This is a genomic window from Candidatus Moraniibacteriota bacterium (assembly GCA_016699425.1).
Classification (GTDB): Bacteria; Patescibacteriota; Minisyncoccia; order Moranbacterales; family UBA1568; genus SSEF01.
In genome coordinates this window covers 1,035,896-1,059,156 of the sequence record CP064975.1, presented here as the reverse complement: position 1 = coordinate 1,059,156, position 23,261 = coordinate 1,035,896, and the positions used below count along the sequence as shown (strand labels likewise).

Genomic DNA, 23,261 nt, shown 5'->3' with positions numbered 1-23,261 from the left:
TTCAGTTAGTGTGTATTACATATGGTAAAAAAACAGCATTACATAAGCCGTAAATTACTTGCTCACTTTATCGATAATGACGGAAAATTTTTTGAGTTTTTAGTTGGGAAAAATAACAACTCCTATGCAACGACTCCTAATGACGCAATGAGTGAGATGTACGTCTATGAGGACGCTCAGTTAGAACCGAATGCTGTTGAAAACTTTCTAGGACGCGAAGTTGATAGTAAATTGCCAGAAGTTATTAAAAAAACATTGGAGTATATTCAAGGTCTTGAAGTTGGATCCAGTGAGTTTTCTGAGGTAAAGAATTGGTTCAGTGAGAATATGACTCTTTTTATTAAGAACTACTATAGAAGTAACGCTTTATTGACCGAGTTCTCTTTTAGGGATTCTGAACATAAGATAGCCCTTCTTTTAAAAAATATTTTAGACGAATCCTACATTGAGTTATTAGCAGAAACGGTTAATGCATGCTATAAAACCGCTATAATAAGAAGTCTTGAGGGAGAGTTTCTTTTAAGTGATCAGTATATTTCTACAGCTGCTTTAGGTGTTAAGAGTCAGCTTGTACAAGTGTCAAATAGAAATATTGGTCTTAGGGAAACTGTTATTCTGATTCCGATTAGTTCGGAGTATTACTTTGTTCTTTGGAATACGGATACAAATGATATTTTTGTTGAAAATAGTATAAATGATGTACATGGAGAGGCACTTCAGGCAATAAATGCTGTGATTGTTAATTCTTCGTATAGGAAGTGCTTAGGAAAGAAAAAATCTGTGTGCGAGAAATCAAAGTTAGTGTTTCAAACGAGTTTTCCTTCAGAAGTTTTTTCCAAAGACTGGAGCTTTACTCGAAAAAAAGAAGTGTTTTGGTACGAACAAGATAAGCGTTTCTGGAAATCATTCAAGCATCATGTAACACCAGAATACTTTACGTGTGGTAGAAATGACTTGTGTTTATGTGGAAGCGGTGAAAAGTATAAAAAGTGTCACTACTACTATAGTGCCTGGTGGAACAGTTTAGTAGCAACATTTCAAGGACCATACCCATTTGTTCAAATTGATAATAAAAACTATGAGAGATATGTCATTCGAGGCGCTAAGGCCATTGAAGCTCCAATTGACTCATATTGGAAAATCCAGTGACAGAAGAAAAAGCGATATTAATCAGAGATGCTGGTTCTAACCGTCTGTACTAGCCAGCTCAAAAATAAAACAAGCGTCCGATCGGGCGCTTGTTTTATTTCTTGGGTTGATAGGGAGTCGAACGGGTGGGAACAAGACGAGTTTCCTTTCAGCAGGAAGGAAACGATGACGAGTGTCGACGGATGCGAACAAATGAGCATTTGGCGCCACCCCGGGCAAAGAGTGAATGAGTGACGGCGAATGAACGATGCGGAACTCCCGTTACCCGCTCAGCTAATAACAAGGCTCACCAGAGCCTTGTTTTTTATTACCCCTAAACGGAGTCGAACTAAGGGTGGACAAATTTATAAAAATATGCTATTATGCTCAGTTCGTTCACAACTAACTGGAGGTAGCTAGTATGCATTGGCATTTATGCCGCTGACACTCTCCGTCAGCACTCAACTTCTCATCAACCTCGGTTGATTCTCGTGGGCAAATAAGTGTTGGCGTATCGACGCCCACTTTTCCTATGAGGATTCAATCATGAAACAGGAGTCAATCAATAAGGCGATTCGTCGGGTGTACTTCGTCGGCAGCGAAAAGATGTGGGTTTCTGTGAGAACCCGAGGACTGCCGAAGCAAATGGACACCGGCCGCTTGCAGGTCTATTCGTTTCGGTACACCACCGATGGCGAACTTACCCTCCATACCGAAGAAGGAGAAATGACCACATGTATGGTGGATATGGCGCCCAAAATGCCATACTCCGCCCTCAGCCTCTTTGCTGGGTATATCTTGATCAACGGCGTGCGATTTGAGCGCGTCATGATTGACTTCTACCCGTCGAAGAGTCGCTAATCCTTGGTCCGTGCACACGCGATGTGTACGGGCCATTTTTTATTTTCCTTAAACTACACCCTTTTGAGGTAAAAAGTTCTAACCGTGTGTACCAGCCAGCTCAATTTCAAAAAAGAGGCCCAAGAGAAGAGTTTTTTGTTAGGTGTATAATGGAGCCATGCAAAAGATAGCCACAAAAGTATTTATTTGTGCCTCAATTGCTTTTGGGGTTATTGGTATCCTGATGGTTATAGTGGTGCCACCAGACACTCCTGATGGGACCTGGCCGAGTATCCTTTTTCTGAAACTTATTCAGACGTGTGTTTTCATCATTCTTCCCTCCTTTGCCCTCAGTGTCGCAGGGAAGTATCTCAACGGAAAATAGTTCGAACGTCTCAGATATACTGGCTCCATCAAAAACAAGGCTCACTAGGGCCTTTTTTTTTATTACCCCTAAACGAAGTCGAACCGAGAAAACAAAAACCGCTCGGAAAAGCGGTAAATGTGATGTGCTTCTTTTCGACACGTTAGAGGTCGAGTTCGGCATCACCAGAACGGATGAGTTCGCCAATCTTTTCGGCCACCGTCTCGGGCGTATCCAAGGGAGGGTGATTGGGGTTGTCCTCATCACGCAGCATGTCTGGTTCCGGCACGACGGAGTGCTTCCCAAAGTCTGTCTGAACGAGCTTTGGTCGGATGAGGCTGACAATGATACCGTCTTTTTCCAACTCTTGACGTGCTGTCAAGGTCAAGTCATTCACCGCGTACTTGGTGGAAGCATACCCGGCTTCGTTGGGGAAGTGCATAGTGGTCAGTTTGGAGCTGACATTGATGATCGCACCGCTGCCCTGGGCACGCATCACGGGGATTACCGCCTGCATCATTCGGAGATATCCGCAGACATTGAGGTCAAAAAGTTTCTTGTATTCTCCCACGTCGATCTTTTCGACCGGCGCCCACATGCCTTGTCCAGCGAGGTTAATGAGGATATCAACCCGCCCATACTTTTCGACCGCCGTATCGACCAAGCGCTTCGCATCTTCGGACCGGCGGACATCTGTAGGGATGGCAAGTGATCCGGGCGAGCTTTGTTCGAGTGCTTTCAACGTAGCCTCGGAATGAGCGGCAAGCGCGAGCCTGGCTCCCTTTTGGGCGAGATGCTTACTGAGTGCGCTGCCGATACCGCCAGAGGCACCAGTGATGATGACGACCTTGTCCTTGATTTCCATGGGGTTACTCCTTGACTATCTTGAAATTAAACATAGGGGTCTCGAGCGCTCCCCACAACCGGAGCCATAGAGGGAGAAGCATTTCCGTACCGCGTGCTGTCGTGATGTCGCCGAGGTCGATAATATGCTTCCAGCCATAACTCTTGGCAATTTCAGTCACTTTGGTTTTGGCTTGGGCGTCGTTTCCACTTAAGAAGAGATGATGATCCCCGTCCGCCAGTTGGGTAGGGTTGACCTGCAAGTGCGCATTGGTCGTATTGAACGTCTTCACCACTTTGACTTCGGGCAATGCTTTTTGAATTTGTTCACCCAACGAATCTGTATTGCAGATAGAAAGCGATGGCGGCATGCCGTGGGAGAAGTCGAGAGGATTGGCGATATCAATCAGGATTTTTCCAGAGAGCTCTGCTTTGAGCGATGAGATCGCCGGGAGCGCTATCTCCCCTTTGAGGGCATCATAGACAATTTCTCCATGCGTGGCCGCTTCACTCAGGGTGCCGAGAGCAATATCCGGATGTTCTTTGTGCCACTCACTGAATGGCGGATTGCCCATGGCATCTTTTTCAGTGCTGGCAAGCGTTTTTTCAACATCTTGTGTGCCAAGCATGACCTCATGCCCAAGCCCAGCAAGCTTTTCGGCGTGAGACCGACCGACTACACCAGTCCCGAGAATTCCAATTTTCATAATGAAGATAGTTTATTGATTCCATGGTAAAGCGACCAATCCCCCCTTTTTATTTTCCAGTGCTCTGATTGACAGGCCCCGTTGTTGCCTGATACTTGAGCGCGGCGTACCAGCCGATATGGAATGTGAGGAACAAAAGCACGATACCACCAATAATCCAAAGCCAGCATCGCCCCCGACTATAGCTATGACAGCACCGCGAACTGTCTTCGTGCTTACAGTCCCATGCTTTGCTCTCGGTCCCCTCTTCGCGCTTTATCTCGTTTGGCATAGTGTTTTTACCTTACCGCCCGTTGATTAATTATGTTTTCAACAACTCGCTCAATGGTACCGCATTCATATACTCTTTACAATAACTGTCAAAAAGTATAGTGTTGAGGAGATTTAAATAGGGTCTGATATCATCGTATGATCCTTGATGGAAAAGAGGTCGTCATAAAAATGAATGGTCACACCTACCATTGCGCGCTCGACATCACCATGGCCCATATCGGAGGCAAGTGGAAAACCGTGGTTTTGTGGTACCTGAGGAAGGAGCCCAAAAGGTTCGGTGAACTTAAAAAACTCATGCCGGAGATAACGGAAAAAATGCTCTCACTCCAACTCAAGGCGCTCGAAAAAGATGGTATTGTGGGAAGAAAGGTGTACGCCGAGGTCCCCGCGCGGGTGGAGTATTTCTTGACCAAGGAAGGAAAGACATTACTCCCGGTCTTGAAAGCACTTGCTCTCTGGGGGAGAAACCGAGGTGAGAAGTACGGGAGGTTTGAAGAAGTGGGCAAAGGAAACAAGAAGAGCTAGTATTCGTGATGGAGGCTGGATTCAAATCCAGTTCCACCCTCTTGTGCCAGCCAGCTTAGACAAAAACAAGGTTCACCTGAGCCTCGTTTTTTATTACCCTTAAGCGGAGTCGAGCTGGAGGTAGACAAAGCTTTAAAATTGAGATATCCTACCTTGTCATTCCGATAAACTACTGCGAAGGAGAAATGACGTGGCTCTTTACAAGAACTGGCCCGAGATCTGTAAGATTGGCTGCCTGAATCCGCTACTGATGTTGGTTTTGGCCTCCGCTGAAATCGATGAAGATGACCAGATAGTCCAAGGACTTTTCGTTGGGTTTCCTCAATGCTTTTCCGAAGAGAAGACTGACGGGCCCTTTCCTCTGTCGATCATCCGCGAACTGGCGCAGGAAGCGGGCGAGCAGCAGGGCCAACCGGACGGTGCTGACTTTCCTGACACCTGGGAAATTCTAGACGACCTCGAAGTGCCGAGCATCATCTTTGAGGTATGCGAACTCGGTGACCGGCAGACCGACTGGCCGGTGTTCTCACCAGCTGCAGTTGAGGAAACCGCCAAACAAGGCGAGATGCTCACCTGGAAAGGTCAGCAGATGGTATTACTCGAGAACAATTACAACGAACGATCGGGTGACTGGCACATCGTCCTCGCGCCAGCCGCATGTATCTTGCTCGACCTCTGATCCTTTCACGTCTGCCTCAATTGAGGCTACAACGACTCCTTAGTCGTTTTCTTTTTGCCTCAGTCATACAAACTAGTTCGCACGCCATTCACACACCGGCTCAAAAGGATTAAACTCTCGGGGTCCCAGGGCTTTTGGTTTTTCTGGTGAGGGAAAAGAGACTTGTTTATTGCATTTGTCGGATATCTTCCTGATCTTGTGGTCGATTGAACTTCAGCTTTTCAGCAATGACTGCCTCTTTCCTCATGACGGGGACCAGGATTCCACATATTTCCTTCGTCTCTACGTCGTTGAAATCGGTTTCCAATAGCTGAAATTTACCCGTGGCTCTATTAAGAACTTTACATCCTTCTTCTGCCCCGATATCGATATCCTGCTCAGCATATCTGAGCTCCATAGCGTACCCTTCGGCTTCTTCATCACGGCTCATCTCTGGACCGTACGTGACATATGTGCGTACTTCGGGGAGGATCTTTTCGAAGTCAGCCCGGTGTATCACCAAGTCGATATCATTTAAATCACGCTTCGAGCCGTAGGCTTGGGCGGCTAAACCCCCGAGGACGACAAAGGGCACCTCGTGGCGCTTGAGAATTCCAATAATCCATCGGAATGCAGATTCACTGTTTTTCATGGGCCCAGTATATCATGCAGCTCAGAGACTTTTGTCGTACAACAGGGTTCCTACATATAATCCTTTCCTTGCAACCAGGCTAGTTCGTACATCGCTCTGTAGGACTGAGCTATGTCGTGGCTTTCAATGACCGTCGCAAATAGCTTATTTTTGGTTGAAAAAATGACAACTTTGTTCCCATATATCGCGTTGTCATTTTGGAATGCGGCCGAATCTTCGGGCAGAGAACGGAGAATATGATGGGGATTTTTATTCTTCGAAATCTCACGGGCATATTCCTGATGAAATTGATCGACATTTAAAAGTTCTCGGATTCGGTACACTTTATTTTTAGTAGCTCGTTGCCACGCCTGGATGAGATCGGGATATATCTCCAGGTGAGCCACACTTCCATAAAAAAGCACTTCTGCTTTTTTCTCCAAATCGGCAATGATGTCTTCGTATACCCGCTTCAGTCCGTTCTCTCCCTCGAAGACCTGAACAGTGGGCTTGTCCGGATCCATGTTATAGAGAGCCGCAAGCTCAGGTAAGAGATCATCCAAAACTTTCTTCTGATGCTCCACTTGGATCTGCAGGCGTCGCGGATGGGCCGGAGAAAAAAGAGTGGCCTTTCTCGTCTTTTCAGTCGCTACCAGTCTCCTTTCGGCCAGATTGTTCAAGATAAAATAGGCCGTCGTCCGTTTCAGACCGGAGCGTTCAGCAATATGAAAAGCCGTATCTTTGCCTAATCGGAGGCAGACCAGGTAGATTATTGCTTCTTTCTCCTCAAGGCCGAGAGCCCTGAGGCGTTGTTCCAAATTATCCATATTGAAATGATACCAAAAAATATACATACTGTCAACAAGATGGACAACAACTATGCTTAAATTTAAAGAAAAGCATTATATAAAGCAAAAAGACTAATAATACTTGACCGTTACGATTGACAGTAATGAAAATATAGACTATACTTGGGCGTTCAAGAGTAAAGACAATTTCTTGAATACCTGTTCCTTACACAATCATAGCCCAATAGCCCAAGGAGATAGCCATGAATGACCACAAAGCTTCATTTATGACCCAGGCGCTTGCTCTGTTTGACAAGTATGCCAAACATCCTCTTTCAGATCGCTGCTGGTATATCCGGCCGCGGCGAGACCTTCAGAAGGGGCGTCACATCGGTGATGGAAGCAGGGAGACTTTCGAGCGGAGTTTGTCGGCTGTGGAGCCGGAAGACATAGTGTCTCTCTACGCACCTCTCTCGCCATGCCGCTCAGCGATCCATTATATCTGGATCAATCTTGGTAAAACGTTTATCCCGGCATTCGAGGTCTATCTCGACTCGGGCGAAACCAAGTGGTTTTTGTACCCGAAATTCAACAACATCGAAGAAGAGCGCTTCTTCCTCCAGATGTGGAGTAATTTCGAAGCCTCCCATAAGCACGAGGCTGTAGAAAAATATGGGTGCACCCTGGAAGGTTTCCTCAAGATGCAGGGTGTGAAGAAGCTTGAGGATCTCTGGTGATAAAAGTGGATCCGCGGCGATCCATAATCCTCGGACGAGACCATAACTTTTGGTCCGGGAAATCGTGAATCTACGATTTCCCTCCCTTTCAGAAGATTCTTGCGAAAGAAGTTTCTGAAAGGGAAATCATTCCCTTGTAGTTCATTACCAACTTTGGCAGACTGCCCAACCGACTTTCCCGAGCGGTATCTCGGGGTGGAGAATAATGATGATCAAGATCTCTAATGGGGCGTACCACCAATTGATGTGGTCGTTCCATGGCGCGATGACGTTGTTCGAAGGTAAGGGGTACTGCGTTTGTGCCACACCGAGTAACTCCGAGGGTTTCATGGAGGGGCGTCTCGACTTCTTGCCTCCGAGGGACTCGATGGAACGAGCATTTGGAAAGGAGTTCTTTCATAGTCTCCAGGCGGAGAACAAGGGTGTCGGATGTGTCGACATGGAGTATGCATTCCGCCGGATCAATGAAATGATCTCCAGCGGAGAGATCATCATCGAATAGGTTTAGTGGAAACCCTGTATCGATCTACACTCCAGCCTCACAAGAAAGTTTGAGGAAATCGATGACACAGCCGGTGCATCAAAGTGCTCCGGGTCCCTTGTCGGAGAGTACTTCATCCACCCGAAGACAACAGAGTTGCTTCATTGAAAGCATCGACGGCCCGTCGCAAGCGAGCCGTCTTCATTTTTATACGAAATTAGTCCTAACCGTACTACCAGTCAGCCGAGAGTTACAAAAACAGCTTCATGTGAGGCTGTTTTTGATTTTTGAAATGGCAGATCCCTTACGAAGGGTTTTCTTTAGTGAAGCCGGGCTCGTCTAGACATTTCAGATCAGGGATTCATCGATCTGAACCGCGCCTTGGCGGAGGATTTCGATTCCCCCAGGTGTCCAGCGGACCAGGGTCGATGGTGCACTTTCAAGCGTGCCGCCGTCGATGTAGAGATCGACCCGGTCGTCAAAGTATTTTCTGGCGGTATCGATGCTTGTCGCGGCTGGTTCACCGGCGGTATTGGCTGATGGCGCGATGAGCGGTCCGGTTCGTCTCAAGAACGCACGGAGTGCTGGATCGGCGGGTATGCGGAAGGCGATGCTGTCAGTGCCCCGGTGTAAGTGCGTCCAGCGCGCCGGTTCGGTCGTGGGGAGGACCACGCTGACTCTCCCCGGCCAGACGGATCGGAGGAATGTGCCTGCCTGTTCATCGAGAGGGATCGAAAACCGTTTCAGTTCTCCCTCGTTGCTGATGAGGACGATCACAGCCTTGTGAGTATCCCGTTGCCGTAATTGGAAGACTCGCTCGACGGTCTCGGGGATGAGCGCACTCGCCACGATGCCGTAGACGGTATCGGTCGGGAGCACTACGACTCCGCCGCCCTGCAAGATGCCTCGTGCGGGAGCATAGTCTGGTCGGATGTGAGGGTGCGTCGGGTTTGGCATGGCAGGAGTCGCGTGATGTGAATGACTCTTACCATAGCATCGACGCGGCCCGAGCGGAAGAGGCTAAGACCCTACCCCGGCAGACTCTACATTTTTCTTTTCCCGCTATACTGGATGTATGCAAAAAAATATTTTCGGGCTGACGAGAAAAGAAGAAGCGTTTTTCCGGCGGCTCTCGACCCCAGCGAAGATCCAGGATTATCTCGATACCCTCCCCTTCAATTTTGAAAAGGCGGGGCCGACATTTTACTCACCGCGGGTGATACTGCGCGAGGGCAAGGCGCACTGCATCGAGGCGGCTTGCCTAGCGGCACTCGCACTCTGGTATCACGGAGCAGAGCCCTTCATCCTCGATCTGCGGTCACTCCGTTATGACTTCGATCACGTGGTGACACTTTTCCGGCGGAACGGTTACTGGGGCGCGCTATCCAAAACGAATCATGGCGTCTTGCGGTACCGCGATCCGATCTACCGGACGGTGCGTGAGCTGGCCCTCTCCTATTTCCACGAATACTATCTGACGACGACCGGACGGAAGACGTTGCGCGAATATTCACGACCATTCAATCTGAAGCGTTTCGGAACGGAGTGGGTGACGAGCGAGGGCAGCCTCATCGACATCGCCGAAGCATTGGATCTGTCGCGGCACTACCGGCTCGTTCCGCCCATGAACGAACGTTCTCTCCGCGTGGCATCTGAGATCGAAAAGAAAATTGGCTCTGTTCCCGAGTGGCGGAAGACGGACCGAGAGACCTAACGTGATTTCAAAAACAAAAAAGACGGCCTATCTTTTCTTTTGGAGCCGTCTTTTTCTCGCTCAGTATTGTACACTATTTTCTGAATTCGTTCTTCAAGTCGGCGGGGTATTCCTTCATGAGCTTGGCGATTTTGGGACTGATGACGATATGACAGTATCCTTGGGACCGATTGCGATCGTAGTAGTCGCGATGATAATTTTCAGCTGGATAGAAATAAGTGAACGGCGCAATCTCGGTAACGATTGGGTCGGGGTAGATTCCCTCAGCCTCTAGTTTTCTCACAATGCTTTCGGCAGCCTCTTTCTCTGTTTCGTCTGTGGAGAAAATCACGGAACGATACTGTGTTCCGACATCGGCCCCCTGCTGATTCAAAGTCGTCGGATCGTGGGTGGCGAAAAAAATAGTGAGTAGCTTTTCGTAGGAAATCATGTCTGCATCATATTCGATCTGGATGGCCTCGGCGTGGCCGGTTGTCCCGCTCGAAACCTCCTCATAGGTCGGGTTTTCGGTCGTGCCGCCGGCATAACCGGGCGTGACGGTTAGGACACCTCTGAGCCGTTTGTAGATCGCCTCGGTGCACCAGAAGCAGCCGCCAGCCAATATCGCTTTTTTGATTCTCATAATTATTCTTTTTCAAGCACGGGTGGTAGCTCTTTGCCTTCGGGAATGAAACGGAGCGAGCGTGAGTTCACGCAGTGGCGCGTGTCCTGGTCGGTCAGATGCTCGCCGAGGAAGACATGTCCCAGATGACCATCGCAGTGAGTGCAGCGGATCTCGGTCCGTTGGCCATCCGTATCCATGATCCGCTTCACGGCGCCAGGGAAATCAGCATCAAAGGCCGGCCAACCGCAACCAGCATCAAATTTCGTCTGGGCCGCATAGAGCGGGGCATTGCAACGCCGGCAGAGATAGGTGCCTGGGGCAAAGAGGGTGTCGTATTCACCTGAAAAGGGCGCTTCCGTCCCATGAGCGACAATGACGTGTTCTTCTTCTGGGTTGAGGGGATTCCATGTCATATGGTCACAGTATATCGCGGAGCCTCGGGTGCGCCTAGGACAACCGCTACACTGGGGCGGGCGTGTGGTGTATACTGGAATCACTATGGAAGAGCATCCATTTATCCGTCCCAAGGTCTGCGTCATCGATGATGATGCTGATCTCCGAGAGATCTATCTCCTCAATTTGAACCGTGAGAACTTCGATGCGGTCTTGGCCAAAGATGGCGAGGAGGGGCTGCGCGCCATCCGCGAACACGCCCCAGACGCTATCATCCTCGACCTCCAAATGCCGAAGATGAACGGTTTTGAAGTTTTGGCGGAGCTGTCGACGGATCCAAAACTCTGCCGTATCCCGGTCGTCATCCTCTCGAACGCGGACGATCAAGAATCTTTCAAAAAGGTCGGACAATTCGAGACCCACTTCTATCTAGTAAAAGCGCTGACCACACCACAGAAAGTCGTGAAGATCCTCCGAGAAGTCATCAAGTAAATTCAGGAAAAAGTGAAAGGGTACACGTTTGCGGGTACCCTTTTTTGTTGCTAATAGACCCCTAGTGAGAGTCACCGGCAGCATCGGGAGCAAGCTCAACGTAATCGAGACTCGCCTGCTCCTCCCGGAGGCGCATCGCCTCAGCGTGTCCCTGCTCTGTTAGCCGGTACCGTGATGCTTCCTCGTGATCTACTGTCGACACCCAGCGTAGGGTGATGAGTTGCGCTAAGGAGTGGCAAACAGCACTGAAGGTGTACGAGTGGTCTGGGAAATGACTTTGCAGATGATGGCAGATTGTTTGGATCGGCCATACCTGGGCCCCCTGAGAGTGGGGGTCACCATCTTTTGCGAGGATTATCAAGAGTCGTTTTTGTGCGTTATTAGGCATTTATTCTTCTCCAAGTTGTTAGTGGACGAGTTGTGGCTGATAGCCGCTGAAGAATTGTGACAAATACTCACGAATTTGTCAATAGGGCATATTCAAGCCATGGCAAGCTATTGAATAGCTGCGATAGTAGAGGATCTCGGAGCACTCATCATTAGTATTGACACAGATACAGAAATATGCTAGTATGTTTAGTCGCGCTCAAAAAACCGACCTGGCCGATGTTGGTCTTACTGGATCGGATCTACGCCGCCAGTTCATATGTAAAGGTATACTATGCAATTCCTCCCCGCTTTGATTTCTACCATTATCGTGTTGACAGCGTTTATTCCTGTGGCTTCTGCCTCAGCGGCCAGTTTGGAGTTGCCGCTTATGCCGTCGCGCTATGATATTGCTGCGGATCCACTCATGCTTATCTGGACCTTTGGAACCGAACCGGATAAGGTGGCAGTAACAGTCAAGGGTGAACTCACGGGTGACGAGAAAAAGCTTGCTCGCTGGAAAGAAAAGCAGGTCCATCTCTGGGATAAGCTTGAAACTGGCAAATACTTCACCATCAATGCATCAGCCTATACCGCCGCGTCGGATGAGTGTGGCAAGAGTGATGGTGTTACGGCATCAGGACTGAAAGTGACTGAGGGGCGCACACTTGCTTGTCCCGCGAGCTATCCATTCGGTGCCAAGATCGCAATCGAGGGCTTAGGAGAATTCCGCTGTGAGGATCGTGGCGGTGCTATCCGGGGCAACAAGTTCGACATCTATATGGAGACCAAGGCACAAGCCTTCGCCTTTGGCCGCCAGCATCTTGAGGCAAAAATCATTGATTAGCTGAAGGAGTGTGTTGAGGACCCCCCCACTTTCCCATTTATTGAGTTCCGAAGCTGTTTTAATATTTATCGAGTGTGAGTGCGTCTCATGTAGGGGGTGTCTTTTCTTTGATTGACGCTCGCATTGGGCTTTGCTAGGCTGCCAATGTTCCAATCTGGCCAGATGTCCGAGCGGTTAGGAAGAGGTCTGCAAAACCTCGTACAGGAGTTCGACTCTCCTTCTGGCCTCCATACACATCCAAGGTGACAAATGCCGCGGTGGCGGAATGGTATACGCAGCGGACTTAAAATCCGCGGATCGTAAGGTCATGTGGGTTCGATTCCCACCCGCGGTACGAATTTACAGATGAGGTTTCCGCTCAATGCGGACCAACTTGGAGTTGGCGATTCCTACCTCTAGCACTTCTGTTTGCTACAATAGAAAGACAAAAATACTTATGGGTATCGCTGCATTCCTCATCGTGATTCAGACGCTGATCACCTTTGTCCACTGGGTGGTCTGGCGAGTGTTGGACAGTTATTGGCCGCTCATTGGGCATTCGCGAACCGTTGTTTTCACGCTCGTTATTGTGCTCTCCTTCTCTTTTCTCGTTTCAAATATCCTGACACGCCTCGTTCCAGGTGACGTGACACGCACGGTATATTTCTATGCGGCAATGTGGCTCGGGACGGTTCATTTTCTCTTCCTCGCGGCAGTAGTTCTTTCGCTCCTGTCGCTTATTGTTGATTCACTCGGCGGGACATTATCCCCCTGGATTGCATTAATTTTTTTCATGGGGGCAGTCGGCTTGAATGGCTTCGCGCTCTGGAACGGTTTTCAGATCCACCCAAGACATATGTCTGTTGCTCTTCCCAACCTTCCCGATCAGTGGGTAGGTAAAAAGATTGCGTTCTTTGCTGATTCACACTTCGGCAATATTCATCGCCAGCAAACGGCCCAGGATATCGCCGATTTGATCGAATCCGAGGACCCAGCTCTTATCCTCATGGGCGGTGATTATTTTGATGGCCCACCGATTCCGGCTGATCTCGTGACCGCTCCGTTCCAGTCGCTCACCGCGCGTATCCCAGCGTACTTTGTTTCGGGCAATCATGAAGAGTATGGCGATACGGTTGGTTTTCTCCAAGCGCTCGAATCTGCAGGCTTCCATGTCATCAATGATAAGCGAGTTGTGGAGGATGGTCTGCAGATTGTTGGATTGGATTTCGTTACGACACGGACAGCAGAAGCGACGGAGATGGTCATGATGCATCTCATGGTGAATCCAGATTTGCCGACGATTGCGCTGAAACATGTACCGCGAAATATCGGCCAACTCGTCGAGGGTGGGGCAGACCTGACATTACATGGGCACACACACGAGGGTCAGATGTGGCCGTTTAGCTGGGTGACCTGGTTTGTCTACAAGGGGTATGATTTCGGGTTGAGGCACTTTTCTGTTCCGTCGGGCGAGGCTCTCGTTTACACGACGAGCGGTGCCGGGAGTTGGGGTCCGCCACAGCGCTTCGGTACAGCCGCCGAAGTCGTCTTCTTCACGCTTCTGCGAAAGCCGTAACGGTCCAATTAATCCGCAGAAAAGATCCCGGCATGCTCGGGATTTATTTTCTCCGCTCTTGTATTTTTTCTACAACCTTGGGAATATTTTTGAAGTCCGTGATGAGTGTTTGGCGCATGCTGCCATTGTAGAGTGCTGCCGCTGGATGATAGAGGGCGAAAAAGACTTGGGGGCCGATATCTGGGAAGGTGCGTTGGAACGCCTGGCCGTGGACTTCAGATATTTTCTTACCGGGGATGAAGTGTTCCATGGCATGCCGGCCAAGGGTGACGATTACGGACGGCTGGATGATCCGTATCTGTTCGTGAAGCCAGGGCATGCAAGCGTCAATTTCTTCGGGGCTGGGGTCACGATTCTCGGGCGGTCGATACTTTACAACATTGGTGATATAGATGTCTTCGCGCCGAAGTCCGATAGTGGCAAGCATTTCATTGAGAAATTTCCCTGCCGCACCGACAAAAGGTATCCCCTGGATGTCCTCGTTTTTCCCGGGCGCTTCACCGACAAACAAAATCTTGGCGTCAGCACTCCCGTCCCCTGGTACGGCCTGGGTGGCTGAGTCGCGCAGGCTGCAGGGACACTCGATAGCCATGCGAGCATTCAATATCTTCAGTTGTTGTGTTTTGTCGTCCATAAGTTTTAGGGTAATCGGAAAAATGTTCTACTCTACAACATCCCCCTTTTTGATTCCTGCGTTTCCATCATGACATGATGTGCCAACCTTCAGCTGACTCGACAATTTTCCCCTTCACTTCAAAGCCACTCGCGAGCTTGTGCCCGCCACCCCCGAGCCTGTGGGCGATCGCTGACACATCGACACCGTGATATTCGGATGAGCGGAGACTACCTCTGACCGTGGTCTCATCGCGTTCCGAGAGGACGAGAGCGAACCTGGCTTCCGGTACTGTAGAAAGGATAGAGGCGACTTGGTAGACATCATCTGGCGTCGCTTCGCACTCGTCGATATCAGAGCGTGTGACGGCGGTAACGAGTAGTCCAGTTTGTGGAATGAACTTCACTTTTTCAAATGCCAGCCCCCAAAGTTTCATCGCGGAAATATTTTTGTTCGTAAAAATAGTATTTGAAATTTTCGTCAGTGGCGCACCAAGCTTCATGAGGTGAGAAGCGATGTCCATGACCTGGGGTGAAACAGAAGAGTGCTTAAAGTTACCGGTATCAAAAAGTATTCCTGTAAGAAGAGCGGTCGCAATATCTTTGCTGATATGCGCCTGGATGTGCATGAAAAAGAGATAGACGAGTTCGCTTGATGACGAATACTTTGGATCAATCATTACGATATCAGCCGTAAGATCGATATCGGGGTGATGATCAATGAGAGTGATCACTTGGCGTTCATCAAAACGATCACGGAAGAGATGGAATCCCCGATCGACACTGTCGGCTGCAATCACAGCATCGAATGATGCGAGATCGAGTTGATCCGGATGGAAAAAATCAGCATGAAAAAGCGTGCTTAAATTTTCCGGAAATGGATCGTAACAGGCAATCGAGACGTGCTTCCCCTGTTCCTCCAAGTAGTACTTCAATGCTAAATTGGCGCCGACCGTATCTGGATCAGGTCGTTTATGAGCGACGAGAAGAACCGCTTCAGCTCGTTCGAGGACGAAACGAAGAGTCTTAAATTCCTTTCCAAAATAGCGCATACAATGTACTGCTCTACTCGTTTTTAATTGATCGAAGAAGTCGCTCGACCTCATCTGCCTTCTCCTCAGTAGTATCCAATCCGAATACCAACTTGGGAAGTGGTCGAGTAGAAAGTTTTTTATGGAAAAGCCATTCGATATGTCGCTGTTCGTGCTGGATCGTCTTCATGACGTATCCTCGGTCTTCAACTGGGAGGACACTGAGTAAAATATGGGTTGAACGGAGATTGCGCGCCGTCACTACCTTAGTAAGCGTGATAATTACGCCTGTCTTAAAAGAAACTTCGCGAGTCAAAATCTCGCCCAGGATATCTCGGATGAGGTCGTTGAGTTGAGTAATTCGGTCATGCATAGTGCCCCCACCAGGAATCGAACCTAGATCTCTCCCTTAGGACGGGATAGCTCTATCCATTGAGCTACAGGGGCGAAGGTGTACTATACTGGGAAACCGCTACGATGGCAAGATAAGCGTATTGTATCAGAGGAACTGTGGATAACTAGTAGATAAGTGAGGATATTATCCAATAATTTTGCTTGTAGTTGGACTTTTCATACTGAACTGAATATATTAATTCTGATTATCTAAAAATACCAGCCTCAATGGCTGTAAAGAGGCTGTAAAAATCCTGAATAGCTAAGAGACGTAATTTAATGGGGTGGACCATACCGGATTCGAACCGGTCACCCCTTCCATGCCATGGAAGTGCTCTACCAAATGAGCTAATGGCCCTTATCGAAAAAAACCGCGGAGCACCTTACAATCATATCGATAATTCCTGATACGTCAATGACCTGAACTGGATAATTATTATGTGTACGCTATACTGGAGGGCTGAAATATGAAAACTATCCCGGTTTCACTCAAAGATATTGAGCAAGTATTGGTTTATGCCTATATCGGGCAAATTCCGTTTTCTTGGCGTATCATACTTGATCCTAGTCGGAGTGGATTTCATGCGGCTTTCAGCGAATATATGGATATATCTATATATATTGGAGAGATTATTCTCGCTATTGCACTTCTTATACACATTATAAACAAGAAAAGAGAAGAAAAGTCAATAGTTACATCTATTATTAATCAGGTAAAAAATGAGTTCCACGTGGAACGTAATATTTTATGGATACTATTGTTGATATTTTTAACCATGAATATTTTTGCCTCAATTGATGTACGACTCTCAATTAGTAGCGCGCTACATTTTTCACTTATTTTTGGAGCGATAGTATTAATACAAAATCAATTTGTTTCACGTGGAACGAAATTTATTATAGATCTTGTATATATATTTTCCTTCAGTACATTATTCCAGTTGTTTATCTCGGGTTACCAGGTTATACATGGATCATCTATTGGAGTCAAAGCATTAAATGAATCAATTCTGTCGCTTGGTGCATTGAATGTTGCGAAAGCACATATATTTGGACATCTAGTATTACGTGGTTACGGTACATTTCCTCATCCTAATGTTTTCGCAGTCTATGCTATGTTTGTACTCATTTTTATATACTTATTTCGCCGATATTTGTTCCACGTGAAACATCTATTTCTGTATCCCATAGTCCTATTTACTACCATGTCAATATTGTTGACTCAATCAAAACTCATGATTATATTTCTTATGCTCATGATACTGTTCATGTACAAAAAAAAACTTATTTCTATGTTCCACGTGAAACATGTGATAGTCACTACAGTTTTACTTGCTTCGATTGTGGCATTTACACTTCTATCGTATATAGATATATCCGTATCTACTAAGACCAGATTGAGTCAGGCTATAAGTCAAGTAGGAAATTATGCTCCAACATTGTTTGGCTCTGGAATCGGTACCTACCGATTGAGTTATGACAACATGCCTCTGGAATGGTGGAATTACGAACCAATACATTTTGTACCATTTATTGTTCTTAGTGAGCTTGGTATCTTACCAACAATTCTCCTTTTAATGATTTTACGAAAATATTTTCGAAAAGTTCCACGTGAAACATGGAATAATATTCAAATACCTACAATTTTCCTTATACTTATATTGTCAATTGACCACTATGCCTGGGACATATACCAAGGATCATTTATAGCAGCAATGTTAGCATGGAGTATTTATACTATTGACAAATGTAATATAGTTAGTCATAATGTAGCTTTGAACAATTCTGAATCTATAAATTCATAAATACCCCCCACTTATCTCTAGAACAATCCAAAATTAGAGTATCAAGGAGGGTGTGATGGATAAGTGATGTCATTGGGACATCGAGCGAGAGTAACAAAATTTATTAATATTTGTTATCCAACAATAACTTAGAGTGAAAGGCTTTGAAATGAAGAATGGGCGCTACTCTCAAGAACGGCAGAGCGTGTCGATGTTGCAGGTGGAAGCCTGCAGGGGTTTACATCCGGTCCACTGGTTAAGGGGTATTGGGTATGAGTCATGTTTGGCGGGGGGGGGGGGGGGGTTTATGCCATGTTTCATCCAAATTATGGAAAGGTTGTTGTTTGATGAGTGAATTACGATATGAAAATTTCTCTGTTGCAAATTTACTATTGTGATATAATTCATCCTGTATGGGTGTATCACAAACAAAAACCAATCTTCGCTGGAGTATTTTAGTGTTTGCTTTTTTGTGTCTCGTGAGTTCAGCGTTGTATGTCGCGGCGGATGAAGTATCAACAACTGATACAGTTGTTTTTGATGATGTTGATACAGATGGTTTGTCAAATGAAGAAGAGAAAATTTATGGAACCGATCCGAATGTCGCAGATACAGATGGGGATGGGTATAGTGATGGTGTCGAAATTGAAGGAGGGTTTGATCCACTGAAACCAGCGCCTGGAGACCGAGTTATACCGGAGGAAGCCATTGAGGCGGTTGGTGTATCGGATACACAAACGCCTAATCTTACTACAAAAGCTACTAATGAATTTGCTGCTCTCCTCGAAGAGAAAGGAAATAGTTCTGAAATTACAAACGAGGACTTTTCCACCGTTATCAATAATGTGATGGCAACGAGTCAGGAAGAAGTGGTATTGCCTGAGATTGATAGTTCGTTTTTGAAAATTAAGAAACTTTCTGACAACTTAACTGACGAAGAAGAGAAAGAGCAGAATAGAGAGGATACGGTTCAGTATCTTACTCTCTCAGCATATATCCTCCTTTCAAATCTCCCTACTCCTGTACGGAATGAGGCGCAATTGCAAAACTTCATCACAACCTCGAGCAATACAATGCTGACGAGTCTGGTTTCGGGAGACTTTAGTTTTCTCGATGAGTCAGAAAGACGAGCGAAGAATGCGCTTGAAGAGATCAATCAGCTAGATGTTCCGGAAAGCATGGTTGATACGCATATGAAGGCTGTTAAATTACTTTCTTATATTTCGAATATAAAGCAGAGCATTCAGGGCTCTGTGACGCCCGAGGACCCGTTGGCACAGATGATGGCATTTTCAAAAATTATTGGGGTGGTTGTTTCTCTGCAGGGCTTTATGCAGGAAACACAGACTAAGCTTAGCCAGTACGGCATCCAAGGGTTATCACTTGATTTATAGGGGAGAGGTATATGCTGTCGTCCATGAATCATTACTATCGGTCAAGGAAAGTAATCGTATCAATAATGATACCTGTGGTTGTTTTTGTAAGTGTTATGCCGCGTCCTGCATATGCATGGGATGCAATTCCTGCTGAACTATTAGGTCAGGCAATTACAACACTAAGGGAGCAATTGTTGGCCCTGCTTAAAGGTATTGCCAAGCGTGTAGCAATTGGACTGGCGCGCGATACAGCGAATAAGCTCGTTTCGGGCGGGTCGTCCAAAAAGGCAGCCTTTATTACAGATTACAAGGAATATATCTATGGTATTGCTTTGGATGAAGGAATGATATACATGAACGATCTTCTTACGACGGTAACGGATGGAAAGAGTTCTGCACTCAACTATGTCGTGGCGGGGGGCAGCCTGCAACAGCTAGGCATGAGCTATTTGAACTACATGAATGCTGAGGTGAACGCGGCCTTTGCTGCTGACCGCTGCAAATTCAATCTTGATCAGTACACGCCAAATGCGATGGTCTCGCTCGGAGAAGGGGACTGGCGGGTACTGAATGCTGTGGTTTCAGTGGATTGCAATAACCCGCTCGGAATGAGTCTCATGATCAAGGAAGAAACACAGAAGAAAATCAATCAACAGCAGGAAATCGCCAAGACGAAGGCGATTGCCGGAAAGGGCTTTACCGGGGTGGAGATCAATGGGAAAACTGTATCACCCGGGTCCATTATTGCCGGTGTCACTGAGACAACTCAAACAGAAGTTCTCAAACTGGTGGGAAATTCAACTGAATGGGGTGAATTAATTGCTGCTGCGGCTGGAGCCTTTGCTAATCAGGCGCTCAATAACATGTACCAAAAGGGCTTCGAAATGGTTTCTCAGAACATCAGTCGAGAACTGGGAAAGGTAGATTCAAAGATTAACGAAGCACGAACTGACCTTCAACGGCAGCTTGGTCCGGGATCGCAATTTATGCGCAATTCGAATCAACAGCTGGGTGGGTGGAGCGGGAGTGCATCGAGTGCTGGAAAATATACGGGCGTCCAGCAATCGCTCGTGAATTTTAATTCAACTCCTGATCCGGACCCATAAATTAAATTGGCTCGAAACAGAACTGCGAGAAGTAAAAATAAAGAACCGCCCGAAGGGAGGTTCTTTATTTAGTGGACAATACTGGATTCGAACCAGTGACCTTCACAATGTCAATGTGACGCTCTAACCAACTGAGCTAATTGTCCGATGATGCTGGCTGTGGTGGACTATTGAAATCACCAAGGCCCCGTACGTAATTTGAAACAATGTGGGTACTGTAGCATAATTTTCGCTCCTGGCAAATTTAGCTCGGTGCGACACCAGATTGGCTTTCACTTGGCTCAAGTGCGACCTCTTTCAAAACCGGTTTCTTCGGTGTCGTAGCGACTGAATGGAAGAAGCTCAACCGTAGCGACTGGTCAAAGATAGTATAGAGACCAAAAGGGAGAGAAGAGGCGATAACAACAAGCCATCCTGCTTGGAATCGTGCCAGCCCCACGGCTGAAATGAGACTTCCGACGAACACTGCGAAGAGGATGGCGAGTAGTACCACATAGGAGAAAAAAAGAAGTGTATTGAAAGCCTGACGGCGGTAGAGTCGGAAACCGAGGTCAACAGCTGAAGAGAGACGAACGTTTCCGAGGAGAGCGTAGAGACAGGCGAGTTCTTTGATGAAAGTGAGGTAGACTCCCAGAGTAAACAGAATCAGTGCACCAAATTCAAGAATTCCGGTGAGAACAGATGGATTGAATTGCCAAGCGATGAAACAGGGAACCGCGATAACGGTTGCGACAATGAGGAGAGTAAACCAATACAAGACGTCAAAAGTAGCAGAAACAAAAATTGCCCGAAGCATCTCGGATCGAGAGACTCCCTTCCGTTTCACATTGGCATCGTGTGGGTAACCATGTTCGAGGCAGAGGATGATGGGTCCACGGATTGCTGACTGCAGGAGAGAAACGAGAACCACGAAACCGAAGAGCGTGAGCGTCGCCGAATCAGTGAGAAGGGAGAGCCAGTGTGATCGGTCGGTCGAATCCAGGAGGGTATGCTGTATCTCCCTGGCCACATGTGAGTTAATTCCGATGAGGACACTCACCGGGAGAGCGAGTCGCCACAAGAAACGCCTTCGCCAGGCGACACGAAATGCACTGACGGTAATGCTCGTGAGTGGTGCCATTTCAGGCATAGAACAGGAAAAATGGAGTGGAAATTCCTACAGTGTCGTGACTGTGGCTAGGGCCGGGGCGGGTATAGCATCCTTGATAAGTGCATCGAATTCGTCTTTTTCGAGCGTCTCTTTCTCTAGGAGTGTGGTTGCAATCCGATCGAGGATGATGCGTTTCGCAGCGAGAATTGCTGTTGCTTGATCAAAAGCATCGGCGATGAGGCGAGAGACTTCGGAATCAATGGAGCGAGCCGTTTCTTCTGAGTAATTGCGTTCTTCGTGCATCTCGCGGCCGAGGAAGATAAGCTCCTCTTTTTTTCCGAACGTCCTGGCACCAAGTTGGCTCATGCCGTAGCGAGTTACCATATTGCGGGCCATCTGGGTCGCGCGCTCGAGATCGTTCGACGGGCCAGTGGTGACATCACCGAAAACGAGTTTCTCGCTTGCGTACCCACCGAGGAGGACGGCGAGTTCATCGATGAAGTAGCGGTCGGTGTGGAGCGTCTTGTCTTCGGACGGGACGGCCAGCGTGTATCCGCCGGCGTGTCCGCGTGAGATGATGGAGACCTTGTGGACCGGGTCAGCGTTTTCGAGGCTCGCTCCGACGAGGGCATGCCCGCCTTCGTGATAGGCGATAATTTTCTTTTCTTCTTCATTGATGGCGCGGCTCCGACGCTCTGGGCCGAGGATCACTTTTTCAATCGATTCAGCCAGCTCCTGCATGCCAATTTCTTTCATATTCCGGCGGGTCGCGAGGATCGCTCCTTCGTTGACGAGGTTGGCGAGATCAGCTCCCGAGAAGCCGGGGGTGCGTTCAGCGAGACGGCGCACATTCACATCGCTCCCGAGAGGCTTGTTCTTCGTGTGGATTTTCAGAATTGCCTCACGCTCATTGATATCCGGGAGGTCCATGGTGACGCGGCGGTCGAAGCGTCCGGGACGCAGCAATGCTGGATCGAGGACATCGGGGCGGTTTGTGGAAGCGATGACGATCACGCTCTGATCTGTTTCGAATCCGTCCATTTCGACAAGGATTTGGTTGAGCGTCTGTTCGCGTTCATCATGTCCACCGCCCAGGCCGGCACCGCGATGGCGGCCGACAGCATCAATCTCATCGATGAAAACGATGGCGGGTGCATTCTTCTTTGCCTGCTTGAAAAGGTCGCGGACGCGGCTCGCTCCGACGCCGACGAACATCTCAACGAATTCCGATCCACTGATATTGAAAAAAGGCACACCCGCTTCACCAGCGACCGCTTTGGCCATGAGGGTCTTACCGGTTCCTGGGGGCCCAAGGAGGAGGACTCCTTTCGGGATCTTGGCCCCCATCGCGAGGAATTTCTTCGGCATACGGAGGAACTCGACGACCTCCATGAGTTCCTGTTTGGCCTCTATTGCTCCAGCGACATCCTTGAACGTGATGCGCTTCTTCTTATCCTTGGGGTCAACGACGCGAGCCCGACTCATGCCGAAGTTGAGGGCCTGAGCATTGCCGCGCTGCGCCTGGCGCATCATGAACCAGATAAAGGCTGAGATGAGGATGAAGGGGAGGATGAAGGGGAGGAGCGTGAGCATCCAGTAGCCGAAGCCAGTATCCTCTTTCACGGTGACGGAGACTGCTTTAAATTTGTCCTTGTCGATCTGGTAGTTGGCGAGCGTTTCGGTAAAGGAACTTTCCGATTCTTTGCTGGCCTTCTCTTTCGAACCATCCTGTTTCACGATTTCAAGCGCATTGCCGGTGACGACGATCTCCTTGATTTCGCCGGCATTGATCTGGGTCACGAGCTCCGAGAGTGAGACATCAGCGGAACGTTTTTCCGGCGATGAATAGAGGATCATGATTCCCGAAAGCATGAGGAACAGAAACACCACAAGCCCGATATTTTTCATCAACTTATCCATAGT

General features: G+C 48.0%; 27 protein-coding genes and 5 tRNA genes. 16 read left to right on the top strand and 16 right to left on the bottom strand.

Going from position 1 to position 23,261, the window contains the following annotated elements; translation table 11 throughout:
- The first annotated feature begins 21 nt into the window (after positions 1-21).
- The 3 genes from IPJ68_05570 to IPJ68_05560 all read left to right on the top strand — a co-directional run bounded on the left by IPJ68_05570 (position 22) and on the right by IPJ68_05560 (position 2,353).
- Entirely contained in the window at positions 22-1,149 is a 1,128-nt protein-coding gene (locus IPJ68_05570; GenBank protein ID QQR78511.1) for a DUF4238 domain-containing protein, read from the top strand.
- 525 nt (positions 1,150-1,674) lie between these two features.
- Positions 1,675-1,989, top strand: coding sequence for a hypothetical protein (locus tag IPJ68_05565; protein QQR78510.1), 315 nt, complete (start codon positions 1,675-1,677; stop codon positions 1,987-1,989).
- Between the two features lie 157 nt (positions 1,990-2,146).
- The gene (locus tag IPJ68_05560) at positions 2,147-2,353 is read left to right on the top strand and encodes a hypothetical protein (GenBank protein QQR78509.1); all 207 of its coding nucleotides are present in this window, start codon (positions 2,147-2,149) and stop codon (positions 2,351-2,353) included.
- Between the two features lie 142 nt (positions 2,354-2,495).
- Here IPJ68_05560 and IPJ68_05555 read toward each other — a convergent pair whose 3' ends face one another.
- Genes IPJ68_05555 through IPJ68_05545 form a run of 3 tightly spaced genes read right to left on the bottom strand, consistent with a single transcriptional unit; the run spans position 2,496 to position 4,153 of the window.
- Entirely contained in the window at positions 2,496-3,197 is a 702-nt protein-coding gene (locus tag IPJ68_05555; protein QQR78508.1) for an SDR family oxidoreductase, read from the bottom strand.
- A 4-nt stretch (positions 3,198-3,201) separates the two neighbouring features.
- The gene (locus IPJ68_05550) at positions 3,202-3,882 is read right to left on the bottom strand and encodes an NAD(P)-binding domain-containing protein (protein QQR78507.1); all 681 of its coding nucleotides are present in this window, start codon (positions 3,880-3,882) and stop codon (positions 3,202-3,204) included.
- A 49-nt stretch (positions 3,883-3,931) separates the two neighbouring features.
- Complete coding sequence (locus IPJ68_05545) at positions 3,932-4,153, bottom strand: hypothetical protein (protein QQR78506.1); 222 nt, start codon at positions 4,151-4,153, stop codon at positions 3,932-3,934.
- A gap of 137 nt (positions 4,154-4,290) precedes the next feature.
- On the opposite strand from IPJ68_05545, the gene IPJ68_05540 reads away from it, so the two are divergent.
- Positions 4,291-4,680, top strand: coding sequence for a helix-turn-helix transcriptional regulator (locus tag IPJ68_05540; protein ID QQR78505.1), 390 nt, complete (start codon positions 4,291-4,293; stop codon positions 4,678-4,680).
- 259 nt (positions 4,681-4,939) lie between these two features.
- Positions 4,940-5,359, top strand: a complete 420-nt coding sequence (locus tag IPJ68_05535; protein ID QQR78504.1) for a hypothetical protein — start codon at positions 4,940-4,942, stop codon at positions 5,357-5,359.
- 166 nt (positions 5,360-5,525) lie between these two features.
- On the opposite strand, the gene IPJ68_05530 is transcribed toward IPJ68_05535, so the two are convergent.
- Both IPJ68_05530 and IPJ68_05525 read right to left on the bottom strand, forming a co-directional pair.
- Positions 5,526-5,990: a hypothetical protein gene (locus tag IPJ68_05530; protein QQR78503.1), complete on the bottom strand. Its 465-nt coding sequence runs from the start codon at positions 5,988-5,990 to the stop codon at positions 5,526-5,528.
- A gap of 50 nt (positions 5,991-6,040) precedes the next feature.
- Entirely contained in the window at positions 6,041-6,823 is a 783-nt protein-coding gene (locus IPJ68_05525) for a hypothetical protein (GenBank protein ID QQR78502.1), read from the bottom strand.
- A gap of 197 nt (positions 6,824-7,020) precedes the next feature.
- Here IPJ68_05525 and IPJ68_05520 point away from each other — a divergent pair, with 197 nt between their 5' ends.
- Positions 7,021-7,494 (top strand): hypothetical protein, encoded by a 474-nt coding sequence (locus IPJ68_05520; GenBank protein ID QQR78501.1) that lies wholly within the window; start codon positions 7,021-7,023, stop codon positions 7,492-7,494.
- Positions 7,495-7,699: 205 nt separating this feature from the next.
- Entirely contained in the window at positions 7,700-7,996 is a 297-nt protein-coding gene (locus IPJ68_05515) for a hypothetical protein (GenBank protein ID QQR78500.1), read from the top strand.
- A gap of 327 nt (positions 7,997-8,323) precedes the next feature.
- On the opposite strand, the gene IPJ68_05510 is transcribed toward IPJ68_05515, so the two are convergent.
- Positions 8,324-8,932 (bottom strand): threonylcarbamoyl-AMP synthase, encoded by a 609-nt coding sequence (locus IPJ68_05510; protein ID QQR78499.1) that lies wholly within the window; start codon positions 8,930-8,932, stop codon positions 8,324-8,326.
- A gap of 118 nt (positions 8,933-9,050) precedes the next feature.
- Between IPJ68_05510 and IPJ68_05505 the strand changes: the two genes are divergently transcribed.
- The gene (locus IPJ68_05505) at positions 9,051-9,689 is read left to right on the top strand and encodes a hypothetical protein (GenBank protein QQR78498.1); all 639 of its coding nucleotides are present in this window, start codon (positions 9,051-9,053) and stop codon (positions 9,687-9,689) included.
- A gap of 73 nt (positions 9,690-9,762) precedes the next feature.
- Here IPJ68_05505 and msrA read toward each other — a convergent pair whose 3' ends face one another.
- Positions 9,763-10,311: a peptide-methionine (S)-S-oxide reductase MsrA gene (msrA, locus tag IPJ68_05500; protein QQR78497.1), complete on the bottom strand. Its 549-nt coding sequence runs from the start codon at positions 10,309-10,311 to the stop codon at positions 9,763-9,765.
- Positions 10,312-10,313: 2 nt separating this feature from the next.
- Positions 10,314-10,706 (bottom strand): methionine-R-sulfoxide reductase, encoded by a 393-nt coding sequence (locus IPJ68_05495; protein QQR78496.1) that lies wholly within the window; start codon positions 10,704-10,706, stop codon positions 10,314-10,316.
- 85 nt (positions 10,707-10,791) lie between these two features.
- Between IPJ68_05495 and IPJ68_05490 the strand changes: the two genes are divergently transcribed.
- The 5 genes from IPJ68_05490 to IPJ68_05470 all read left to right on the top strand — a co-directional run bounded on the left by IPJ68_05490 (position 10,792) and on the right by IPJ68_05470 (position 13,946).
- A complete protein-coding gene (locus IPJ68_05490) occupies positions 10,792-11,178 on the top strand; it encodes a response regulator (protein ID QQR78495.1) in 387 nt (128 codons plus the stop codon).
- A gap of 661 nt (positions 11,179-11,839) precedes the next feature.
- Positions 11,840-12,391: a 3D domain-containing protein gene (locus tag IPJ68_05485; protein ID QQR78494.1), complete on the top strand. Its 552-nt coding sequence runs from the start codon at positions 11,840-11,842 to the stop codon at positions 12,389-12,391.
- A gap of 156 nt (positions 12,392-12,547) precedes the next feature.
- Positions 12,548-12,621 (top strand) — tRNA-Cys (locus IPJ68_05480).
- A gap of 21 nt (positions 12,622-12,642) precedes the next feature.
- A tRNA-Leu gene (locus IPJ68_05475) sits at positions 12,643-12,725 on the top strand.
- A 102-nt stretch (positions 12,726-12,827) separates the two neighbouring features.
- Positions 12,828-13,946 (top strand): metallophosphoesterase, encoded by a 1,119-nt coding sequence (locus IPJ68_05470; GenBank protein ID QQR78493.1) that lies wholly within the window; start codon positions 12,828-12,830, stop codon positions 13,944-13,946.
- Positions 13,947-13,989: 43 nt separating this feature from the next.
- Here the strand turns inward: IPJ68_05470 and IPJ68_05465 are convergent, their stop codons facing one another.
- The 5 genes from IPJ68_05465 to IPJ68_05445 all read right to left on the bottom strand — a co-directional run bounded on the left by IPJ68_05465 (position 13,990) and on the right by IPJ68_05445 (position 16,340).
- Complete coding sequence (locus IPJ68_05465; GenBank protein ID QQR78492.1) at positions 13,990-14,580, bottom strand: uracil-DNA glycosylase; 591 nt, start codon at positions 14,578-14,580, stop codon at positions 13,990-13,992.
- A gap of 67 nt (positions 14,581-14,647) precedes the next feature.
- A complete protein-coding gene (locus IPJ68_05460) occupies positions 14,648-15,610 on the bottom strand; it encodes a bifunctional oligoribonuclease/PAP phosphatase NrnA (protein QQR78491.1) in 963 nt (320 codons plus the stop codon).
- Between the two features lie 13 nt (positions 15,611-15,623).
- A complete protein-coding gene (locus tag IPJ68_05455; protein ID QQR78490.1) occupies positions 15,624-15,962 on the bottom strand; it encodes a ribosome-binding factor A in 339 nt (112 codons plus the stop codon).
- A gap of 2 nt (positions 15,963-15,964) precedes the next feature.
- Positions 15,965-16,036, bottom strand: a tRNA-Arg gene (locus IPJ68_05450).
- A 231-nt stretch (positions 16,037-16,267) separates the two neighbouring features.
- A tRNA-Ala gene (locus IPJ68_05445) sits at positions 16,268-16,340 on the bottom strand.
- A gap of 109 nt (positions 16,341-16,449) precedes the next feature.
- Here IPJ68_05445 and IPJ68_05440 point away from each other — a divergent pair.
- From IPJ68_05440 to IPJ68_05430, 3 genes are all read left to right on the top strand, one after another.
- The gene (locus IPJ68_05440) at positions 16,450-17,787 is read left to right on the top strand and encodes a hypothetical protein (GenBank protein ID QQR78489.1); all 1,338 of its coding nucleotides are present in this window, start codon (positions 16,450-16,452) and stop codon (positions 17,785-17,787) included.
- A gap of 392 nt (positions 17,788-18,179) precedes the next feature.
- Entirely contained in the window at positions 18,180-19,160 is a 981-nt protein-coding gene (locus IPJ68_05435; GenBank protein ID QQR78488.1) for a hypothetical protein, read from the top strand.
- A 95-nt stretch (positions 19,161-19,255) separates the two neighbouring features.
- Entirely contained in the window at positions 19,256-20,248 is a 993-nt protein-coding gene (locus IPJ68_05430; protein QQR78487.1) for a hypothetical protein, read from the top strand.
- Between the two features lie 72 nt (positions 20,249-20,320).
- Here IPJ68_05430 and IPJ68_05425 read toward each other — a convergent pair.
- From IPJ68_05425 to ftsH, 3 genes are all read right to left on the bottom strand, one after another.
- Positions 20,321-20,394 (bottom strand) — tRNA-Val (locus IPJ68_05425).
- 98 nt (positions 20,395-20,492) lie between these two features.
- The gene (locus IPJ68_05420) at positions 20,493-21,377 is read right to left on the bottom strand and encodes a hypothetical protein (protein ID QQR78486.1); all 885 of its coding nucleotides are present in this window, start codon (positions 21,375-21,377) and stop codon (positions 20,493-20,495) included.
- A 27-nt stretch (positions 21,378-21,404) separates the two neighbouring features.
- Entirely contained in the window at positions 21,405-23,258 is a 1,854-nt protein-coding gene (gene ftsH / locus IPJ68_05415) for an ATP-dependent zinc metalloprotease FtsH (GenBank protein QQR78485.1), read from the bottom strand.
- Positions 23,259-23,261 lie beyond the last annotated feature (3 nt).